Source organism: Streptomyces sp. NPDC059788 (assembly GCF_042732265.1).
Lineage (GTDB): Bacteria > Actinomycetota > Actinomycetes > Streptomycetales > Streptomycetaceae > Streptomyces.
Genome location: NZ_JBHWHY010000096.1, coordinates 1 through 8,038, shown reverse-complemented (window position 1 = coordinate 8,038; position 8,038 = coordinate 1). Strand labels below are relative to the sequence as shown.

General features: G+C 70.6%; 9 protein-coding genes. 8 read left to right on the top strand and 1 reads right to left on the bottom strand.

All coding sequences use genetic code 11. The features are described from left to right. The first annotated feature begins 157 nt into the window (after nt 1–157). The 5 genes from ACFV57_RS42100 to ACFV57_RS42080 all read left to right on the top strand — a co-directional run bounded on the left by ACFV57_RS42100 (nt 158) and on the right by ACFV57_RS42080 (nt 4,593). Nucleotides 158–1,414, top strand: a complete 1,257-nt coding sequence (locus ACFV57_RS42100) for an acyltransferase family protein (protein WP_385244411.1) — start codon at nt 158–160, stop codon at nt 1,412–1,414. Between the two features lie 141 nt (nt 1,415–1,555). Then, on the top strand, nt 1,556–2,140 hold the full coding sequence (locus ACFV57_RS42095) for a TetR/AcrR family transcriptional regulator (protein ID WP_385244409.1): 585 nt from the start codon (nt 1,556–1,558) through the stop codon (nt 2,138–2,140). A 171-nt stretch (nt 2,141–2,311) separates the two neighbouring features. Further along, the gene (locus ACFV57_RS42090; RefSeq protein WP_385244406.1) at nt 2,312–3,007 is read left to right on the top strand and encodes a nitroreductase; all 696 of its coding nucleotides are present in this window, start codon (nt 2,312–2,314) and stop codon (nt 3,005–3,007) included. Between the two features lie 157 nt (nt 3,008–3,164). Beyond that, entirely contained in the window at nt 3,165–4,115 is a 951-nt protein-coding gene (locus tag ACFV57_RS42085; RefSeq protein WP_385244403.1) for a GNAT family N-acetyltransferase, read from the top strand. Between the two features lie 190 nt (nt 4,116–4,305). Continuing rightward, nucleotides 4,306–4,593 carry a hypothetical protein gene (locus ACFV57_RS42080; RefSeq protein WP_385244400.1) on the top strand — a complete coding sequence of 96 codons (288 nt, stop codon included), beginning with the start codon at nt 4,306–4,308 and terminating at the stop codon, nt 4,591–4,593. Between the two features lie 24 nt (nt 4,594–4,617). On the opposite strand, the gene ACFV57_RS42075 is transcribed toward ACFV57_RS42080, so the two are convergent. Next, on the bottom strand, nt 4,618–5,154 hold the full coding sequence (locus tag ACFV57_RS42075; RefSeq protein WP_385244398.1) for a MarR family winged helix-turn-helix transcriptional regulator: 537 nt from the start codon (nt 5,152–5,154) through the stop codon (nt 4,618–4,620). An 89-nt stretch (nt 5,155–5,243) separates the two neighbouring features. Here ACFV57_RS42075 and ACFV57_RS42070 point away from each other — a divergent pair, with 89 nt between their 5' ends. The 3 genes from ACFV57_RS42070 (at nt 5,244) to ACFV57_RS42060 (ending at nt 7,825) form a co-directional block, all read left to right on the top strand. Beyond that, nucleotides 5,244–5,693: an SgcJ/EcaC family oxidoreductase gene (locus tag ACFV57_RS42070; RefSeq protein WP_385244396.1), complete on the top strand. Its 450-nt coding sequence runs from the start codon at nt 5,244–5,246 to the stop codon at nt 5,691–5,693. A 232-nt stretch (nt 5,694–5,925) separates the two neighbouring features. Next, the gene (locus tag ACFV57_RS42065; RefSeq protein WP_385244394.1) at nt 5,926–6,942 is read left to right on the top strand and encodes a metallophosphoesterase family protein; all 1,017 of its coding nucleotides are present in this window, start codon (nt 5,926–5,928) and stop codon (nt 6,940–6,942) included. A gap of 283 nt (nt 6,943–7,225) precedes the next feature. Then, the gene (locus ACFV57_RS42060) at nt 7,226–7,825 is read left to right on the top strand and encodes a hypothetical protein (protein WP_385244391.1); all 600 of its coding nucleotides are present in this window, start codon (nt 7,226–7,228) and stop codon (nt 7,823–7,825) included. Nucleotides 7,826–8,038 lie beyond the last annotated feature (213 nt).

Sequence of the window (8,038 nt, the reverse complement as noted above, 5' to 3'; positions counted from 1 at the left end):
AGTGCCCCATACCTGACCGGGAGCGGAACGACGTATGCTAATCTCCCGCCCCCGCCACCACTCTCGCCCTGCTCCCACCACCCCCGTTTCCCATCACCACTTCGGCTCCCTAGCCCCCTGTCTCACTCCTTCCCCTCCCCTCCCAAGGACCCCGTACATGTCGACGTCCGAGACCGTGCTGCCTGCCCCGCCGCCCGCCCGCCACCATGGCCCACCCCGCGCGCGCCGGACCGCCCGGCACATCACGCCGCTGGACGGGCTGCGCGGCCTCGCGGTCCTGGGCGTTCTGTTCTTCCACGCCGGGCACTTCGGCGGCGGATTCCTCGGCGTGGACCTGTTCTTCGTCCTGTCCGGCTTCTTGATCACCGGCCTGCTGCTGAAGGAAGCCGCGGACCGGCAAGGCAAGGCCGATCTCGCCGCATTCTGGGTGCGCAGGGCGCGCCGCCTGCTGCCCGCGCTGACGGTGGTGATCGTCGGGACGCTGCTGCTCGTCTGGGCGGCCGGGCCGCCGTACCTGCTGAGATTCGCCCTGGAGGACGGTCCGTGGGCCGCGCTCCAGGCGACGAACTGGCACTTCATCAGCGAGCAGGTCGGCTACTGGAACGACGCCGACACGCGTGTCTTCAGCCACCTGTGGAGCATCGGGGTCGAGTGGCAGTTCTACGTCGTGTGGCCGGTGGTGGTCGCCGCCCTCGCCCGACGGCCCGCCACGCGGCGCCTCGTGCCCGTGGTGGCCGCCGTCGGAGCCGCCGTCTCCCTGGTGGTCATGATCGCCCTCGCGTACGGCCCGGACACCACGCGCGCGTACGAAGGCACCGACACGCGTGCCTTCTCGCTGCTGCTGGGCGCCCTGATGGCGACCGAACCGGTCCGCCGCCTGGTGTCCGACATCCCCGCCCGTCAGGCGGGCCGGCTCTGTGTCGTCCTGGTGTGCGGTCTCGGGGCGTACTGGTTCCTCGCCGACGGACCGAACGCCCCCTTCCTCTTCCGCGGCGGCCTCTTCCTGCACTCCCTGGCCGCGGCCCTGCTCATCGCCCTGCTCGCGCACGCCCCGGACCGGCCCGTCGGCCGTCTCCTGGGGAGCAGGCCCTTGCGCTCGCTGGGCGACGTCTCCTACAGCCTCTACCTCTGGCACTGGCCGATCTACCTGCTGCTCACCGAGGAAGTCCTCGGGTTCGGCGGCTGGGCCCGCACCTCGCTCCTCGTCGCTGCCTCCCTCGTCGCCGGGTGTCTCTCCAAGGTGCTGGTGGAGGACCCCGTACGGTTCAAGGCTCGTTGGGCCCGGGGCCGTACGGGTACGGCCTGCCTGGCCGCGGCACTCGCGGCGGTGGCCGCTGTCTGCCTCCTGGTCCCCGCGCCGAATCCGGGCGCCGACGCGGTGGACCTCACGCAGCTCACGTCCGGCTCGAACTGACCGTCAAGTCGCGGCCACCTGTGGCCGCTCGGCCCCTCTCCGCATCGCCGTTCGGGGTTTGACGCCCTGCGTACCGATCGGTACTGTCTAGTGCGTACCGATCGGTACGCCTGGTGTCGCCCACCGAGAACCGGAGCTCCGATGGCAGATGAACGGCAGCGGCACTCGCCGGCCGGGCAGCGCGTGTGGGAGACCGCGTGCGACCTCTTCTACCGGGAGGGCATCCGCTCCGCCGGTGTGGCCGAGATCGCGGAGCGTTCGGGTGTCGGGAAGCCGAGCATCTACCGCAACTTCGAGTCCAAGGACGGCCTCGCGCTGGCTTATGTGAAAGCGAAGGCGGTTCCGCCCCGCGTCTGGCTGGAGACGGCACAGGCCGCCTGCCCGGACGACCCCCTGGCGCAACTCCGCCACGTCATCGCCGAAATCGCGGACCAGATCAGTGAACCCGGCTACCGGGGCTGTGCGCTGGTGAACGCGTCCGTCGAATTCGCCGACCGTACCCATCCGGTACGGGTGGCCGTCGACGAGCTGAAGGCCGAATACCTGGAACTGCTGACGGACCTCGTCTCGCGCCTTCCCGTGCGCGATCACCGGACTCTGGGGTACATGCTCCAGATGCTGGTGGAGGGCGCCAGCGTCACCACCCAGATCTACGCCGCCGAGAAATCCGCCTCCGCGTTGAAGGAAGCGGCCGACCGCCTCATCGACTCCTTCCTGGAGCGGTAGCCGCCGACCGCCGGCCTGTCACCGGCGCCATGAGCGGACACCCACCCGCCCGCACATCCGCGCATTCACGCACCCGCACATCCGCACATTCACGCACCCGCACATCCGCACATTCACGCACCCGCACATCCGCGCATTCACGCACCCGCACATCCGTGAAACGAGAAGCCCATGTCCAGCATCGCCACCGCTCCTTCACCCGACCATGCCGAAAAGCTGATCCGTGCCCGGCGTGCGACCCGTGCGTTCGTTTCGGACGTGGTGCCCGAGGACACCATGCGCGCCGTGTTCTCCCTGGCCGGCGCGGCTCCCTCGAACTCCAACACGCAGCCCTGGCAGGTGGAAGTGGTCAGCGGCGCGGCCAGGAAGCGGCTGAGCGCCGACCTGGTCGCCGCCCACGCCGACCAGCGCATGTCGCTCGATTTTCCGTACCGGGACGACCTGTACACGGGTGCGTACGCGCAGCGGCGCCACGAGGCGGGAGCGGCGATGTACGGCGCCCTGGGCATCGGCCGGGACGACCACGCGGAACGCGAGGCGTTCAACGCGGAAAGCCTGAATTTCTACGGCGCCCCGCATGTCGCGTTGCTGTTCCTGCCGCCCAACGCCGAAGAGCGTATGGCCGCCGATCTCGGCATGTACGGACAGACGCTCCTGCTGGCCATGACGGCGTACGGCATATCCAGTTGCCCGCAAGGACTCCTCAGTTTCTATGCCGACACCATCCGTGAGTCACTGGGCATGCACAACACCGGGAACAAGCTCCTGTTCGGTATCTCCTTCGGCTACGCGGACACCTCCGCGCCCATCAACAACATCAGCGTCCCCCGGGCCGATCTGCACGAGACCACGCGCTTTCGTTCTTGATGCCGTGACGCGTCCGTGACCGCCTCCGGAGGGCAGTAGGGGAGGGGCGAGGGGCGGGGGCGGAAGGTGCGACGGCGGCGGGCGTGGGGCCGGGGGAGGGGCCGGGGTATGCGGAAAGTGCGTTGCGGCCCGGCCCCGCCTTCCGGACAGTGGTGGCATGACCGCGCCCCGCACACCGCCGCCAGGCCTGGCAGTGCGCCCGGCGACACTCGACGACGCGGCGGCGGTGTGTGCGCTGCTCAACGAGATCGACCGGCTGGAGATCGGCCGTCCCGACACCGACCTGACCGAAGTGCAGGCGGACCTCAAGCACCCCGAAGCGGACCTGGAGCGTGACTCCTGGCTGATGTTCGAGGGCGAGCGGCTGGTCGCCTACGGGCTTCTGTGGGACGAGTCCGGCGACGAGCGGATCGACATGGACCACTACATCCTGCCCGGCAGGCTGCGAGACGCCCTGTATCTGTACGACCTGATGGAGACGCGGGCCGTGCAACAGGCAGCCGCCAACGGAGCCGCGCGAGCGGTGATACACCTGCACCTCAACACCGCGCCGACCATGGATCTGCGCGCGCTCCGGGGACGGGGCTGGCGCGCGGTGCGCCGCTACAACGTCCTGAACCGCAGGCTGTCCGCCGCCGACCCGCTGCCGGCACCCCCGCCCGGCGTGGCCTTGCGCCCCTGCCGTACCGAGACCGACCGCCGGCGCGCTCACGAGCTGCTTCAGGCGGCGTTCGCGGGTCACTTCGACTTCCAGCCGCGGACGTACACACAGTGGCTGGACGACATCGACGCCGAGCGCGCGGACTGGTCACTGATATGGCTCGCGCAGGTGGACGGTCTCGGCGACGCCGCCGTGCTGCGCACCCACAACGCCCGGGCCTCGATGGCCTGGATCGCACACCTCGGCGTCGTGGACCGCGCCCGCGGCCGGGGCCTCGGCAGCTACCTCCTGCGCCACGCCTTCGGCCACTACGCGGCGCTGGGCCGCGACCGTATCGGCCTCGGCGTCGACACCGACAACAGCAGCGGTGCGCTCGCGCTGTACGAACGGCACGGGATGACCCTCGACTTCGCCGTCGACACCTGGGAGCTGGTCCGTCCGGTCTGATCGGTCCGGCCTGAGTGGGCCCGGCGCCGCCGGTCGGCGGTTCGACGTTGTCCATGGGCGGTTCGGTGCGTGTGCCGGAACCGGGGGGCGCGAGTGTAGCGTCGGTAGCGTTATGCAAAAACGTTTCACCGCGCAAAGACAAGTGGACGCGGCCGGTGCCGGCTGCCTCGTGGCCCTCGCGGGGGTCTGCGTGGGTCTCGGGGCGTGGCTGCACGGCGCCCGCCGCGGCCTCGGCGGAGGCTTCGAGGGGGAGCGGACGTGGAGCCTGCTGTACGTCGAACTGCCGGTGATGCTGTTCGGCGTCCCCGCGCTCGCACTCGCAATCTGGGGCTGGGCCCGTGCCGCCGTACGCGACCGGGCCGGCCGTGGGGTCCGCGCCCTGGTGCCGACCGGGGCCGCGGTGGCTGCGCTCGTGGTGCTGGGGCTGGCCTGTCTGGCGTGGTGGGCGATCCGTGACGCAGGCACCACGCCGATCTGAACCTGTCCAGGAGCCATCTGCGGCTCAGGAACCGCCCTGCTGCCGCCGGTGGCGCTGCGTCGTCCCTTCCCGGATCTCCTGGGTGGCCGCGCGGTACGCGGGGGCGGCGCGGGCGAAGTAGTCGAAGAGTACGTCGAGCTGGTCGGGGGTGTACCGGGCGAGAACCTCCGCGATCTGCCGCCGGGCGGGTTCGACGACCTTCTCGATACGGTCGAATGCGCCGGCCACCGGTTCGACGATCACCTTGCGCCGGTCGGCCGGGTCGGCGGCCCGGCGTACGTAGCCGGACCGTTCCAGGCGGTCGATCAGACGGGTGGTCGCGCCGGTGGTGAGGCCGGTACGGGCCGACAGTTCGCCCGAGCTGAGCGCCCCCTCCAAGGCGATCTGGCTGAGCGCGTACCACTCCGAGCCGCCGAGTCCCACGGCCTCGGCCCCGGCCATGCCGTGCAGACCCACGGCGTCGAGGTAGCGACGGAAGATCTCGGTCTGCTCGTCCGGGGTCCGCCCGGGTTGCTCGGTCTGCTGGGTCCGAGCGTTGTCGTCCGGTGCCGGTTCGGTCATGCGGGGCCGCCCCTTGCGCTAATACCTGCACACGTGCAGATAATGTCTACGTGCAATATCTGCACCAGTGTAACCACCAGGAGACATCCATGTCCGTCACCGACGACCGCAACGCCGTTCTCGCCGTGATCACCTCGCTGATCGACGCCTGGCGACGGCACGACGCCGACGCGTACGGCGCGCAGTTCACCGACGACGCCACCTACGTGACCTTCGTCGGCACCTACTACCGGGGCCGCCGCGACATCGTCGAAAGCCACCGGACGCTGTTCGCCAAGTTCCTCAAGGGCACGCAGCTCGCCGACGAGATCCTGGACGTCCGCTTCTACGGCCCGGACACCGCCGTGGTCACCGGCCGCGGCGACAGCTACAAGGGCAACAGGCCGAAGAAGCTGACCAAGGTGCAGACCTACACCCTGATCCGGGAGGCGGGTGGCCGGTGGCGCATCGCCGCCTTCCAGAACACCAAGACCAAGCCGCTGATGGAGGCCATCTCCTTCAAGACCGCTCCGGGCCTGGTGCCGGCGGCGCAACAGTGAGCTGATCGGCCGGCGTCCCGTCAGGGCGTGAGCGGCCGTGGGCACCCCCGTCTCCGCGCGGCAGCGGGGAAAGCGCTGCCGCACACCCCCTCCGCGCATGTTCATGCCCTGCACATACGCCCGCCCGCTCCGCGTAGCACCGAGTGCACCCCGCGCCGTGATGTTCACCTACGGCACTGCGCAAGCACGCGCACGTCACACGCACATCCCTCACACGCACCCGGAGCCGCACATGGACCGCAGATCCCTCCTCGCCGCGGGCGGAGGCGCCCTGGCGGTCGCCGCCGGCGCCCCGCAGGCCCACGCCGCCGGGCCCGCGGGCCTCGGACGGTGGCCCGGCCGGGACGTCGTACGGTTCAACGTCATCAGCGACATCCAGGGGGACCTGCGCGACTTCGGCCGGGCCCTGGACGACATGGCGGCCGTCAATCCGCGCAGCGCGGGCCTCGCCGTCGCGGGCGACATCACACCGCGCGGCTACGACGCCGAGTACGCGCAGGTCGAAGCCGAACTGAAACGTCACTCCCACCCGCGCGACGTGGCCTGGGCGATCGGCAACCACGAGTTCTACGTACCGAAGTGGCGCGACCCCGACACCCTGTCGCAGGGCACCTGGCCCAACAACACCACGGAGGACTCCCTCTTCCGCAGCTTCTACCGCTTCGCCCGGCGCGGCACGGTCCAGGCGGAGACCTCCTTCGGCGGCATCCCGGTCCTCACCCTCGGCACCGAGCGGTACTCGCACTACCACGACCCCACGCTCTGGGACGAGGTCTGGCTCAGCGAGGCGCAGTTCACCTGGCTGGAGAACCGCCTGTGGCACTGGTCGCGCCGCCGCCGGCCGGTCATGGTGATCACCCATCACCCCCTGCCCAACACGGTCTCCGGCACCCGCAACAAGCTCTACGCGAGCGACTACCTCCAGGCCGACCGCCTCCTCGGCCTGCTCGGCCGCCACCCCGACGTCTTCCTCTTCTCCGGCCACACCCACTGGGACCTGGAACTCTCCGACTGGGTGGTGCGACGGGTGGTGCCCGGTACCGCGAACCTGAGCGGGTTCACGGTGGTCAACACCGGTGCGATCCAGACCGGTTACCGTGACGACGGCAAGGGCGGCGAAGTCTCCGTCGGCGGAACCTTCAACCAGGGGCTCCAGGTCGAGGTGCGTCGCGACGCGGTCGTCATCAAGGCCCGCGACTTCGCCCGCCGGGCCTGGCTGAAGGAGATCACGGTGCCGCTGTCGCGGTGAGGCGCCGCCCGGCCGCCCCGGGGGGCTCTGCGTAGCAGTACGGGAGCACGGCAGCACGGAAGTACGGGGCCGGCGCGTCAACCGGAATGCACCACTGCGCCCCCCCGTACTCCCGTGGGCGCCCCGGTCCGGCCGTGACTTGGCCCGTTCCCCTGACCCCGCCGTCCGTTGTGCGGGAGGGTCGGGTAACCGCTGTACGGGGAGGGCGCGTAGCGGCCCGTGCGGTCGCGCGGCGGTACGGCGGTGGAACGGACCGGGACGGGCGGACGGCGAGGAGCACGTGATGGAAGACAGCTGGACCGACGACGAGTACGGGGCGTCCCACAAGGGAGCGATCAAGGTCCTTCTGGACGATGGCAGCACCGCGAAGCCCGTGTACTTCGATGTGGGATCCGGAAGCCATGTACCGAGCAGCAGTCACTGGAGCGTCTACGATGGCCGGCTGCCGAACACTCCGCGCGCCTCCGCGTTCCGCGCCGCCTGCTCGTGCGAATGGACCGGTACCATCCACACCCTCGACTGGGACGAAATCGGCGACCAGCCGTTGCACAGGGCCGCCGCCAGGGACGCGGACCGGTGCCTGACGGACTGGGACCAGCACATCGCCGAGGTGGGCGAGACGACCGTCGCGGTCCCCGGACGGATCACCGACCTGCTGGAAAGCCTCCATACGGAGATCGAGCGGTACACGAAGGAATCCCCGGCCGGTGCCCTCAAACTCGCGCGCCGGATGGAGATCTCCGCGGCCGACCTGGGGTACTGGGCCGCTCACAAGGCCCGGGACTCGATGTCCCGGGAGGAGGTGGCCGCGGCCCTCGGCCTGAACGGCGGCGACGCGACCCAACTGCTGGCCCGCTTCGGCCGCTGGAGCCCCTACGTCTGACCCCGGCACGGGGTACGCCCTCGCCGTGACCCGGCCTGTCGGGCCGGGGGTCCGGTGTGGGGCGTGTGGTGTGGGGCCGTGCGGCGGGCGCGGTTCAGCATCGTGGCGGGGTGATCGTGGGTCGTCACCCGCCGGGGGTGACGACGGGCCGGGCGGGCGGGGGCAGGCTCGGCGCCGAGGGCGGGGCACTCCGCACCGCCCCTAAGACGGAGG

Bases quoted from the DNA above. Each gene is read 5' to 3' on its own strand.
- ACFV57_RS42070 (WP_385244396.1), top strand. From the start codon at position 5,244: ATGTCCGTCACCGACGACCGCAACGCCGTTCTCGCCGTGATCACCTCG.
- ACFV57_RS42100 (WP_385244411.1), top strand. From the start codon at position 158: ATGTCGACGTCCGAGACCGTGCTGCCTGCCCCGCCGCCCGCCCGCCAC.
- ACFV57_RS42060 (WP_385244391.1), top strand. From the start codon at position 7,226: ATGGAAGACAGCTGGACCGACGACGAGTACGGGGCGTCCCACAAGGGA.
- ACFV57_RS42065 (WP_385244394.1), top strand. From the start codon at position 5,926: ATGGACCGCAGATCCCTCCTCGCCGCGGGCGGAGGCGCCCTGGCGGTC.
- ACFV57_RS42090 (WP_385244406.1), top strand. From the start codon at position 2,312: ATGTCCAGCATCGCCACCGCTCCTTCACCCGACCATGCCGAAAAGCTG.
- ACFV57_RS42085 (WP_385244403.1), top strand. From the start codon at position 3,165: ATGACCGCGCCCCGCACACCGCCGCCAGGCCTGGCAGTGCGCCCGGCG.
- ACFV57_RS42095 (WP_385244409.1), top strand. From the start codon at position 1,556: ATGGCAGATGAACGGCAGCGGCACTCGCCGGCCGGGCAGCGCGTGTGG.
- ACFV57_RS42075 (WP_385244398.1), bottom strand. From the start codon at position 5,154: ATGACCGAACCGGCACCGGACGACAACGCTCGGACCCAGCAGACCGAG.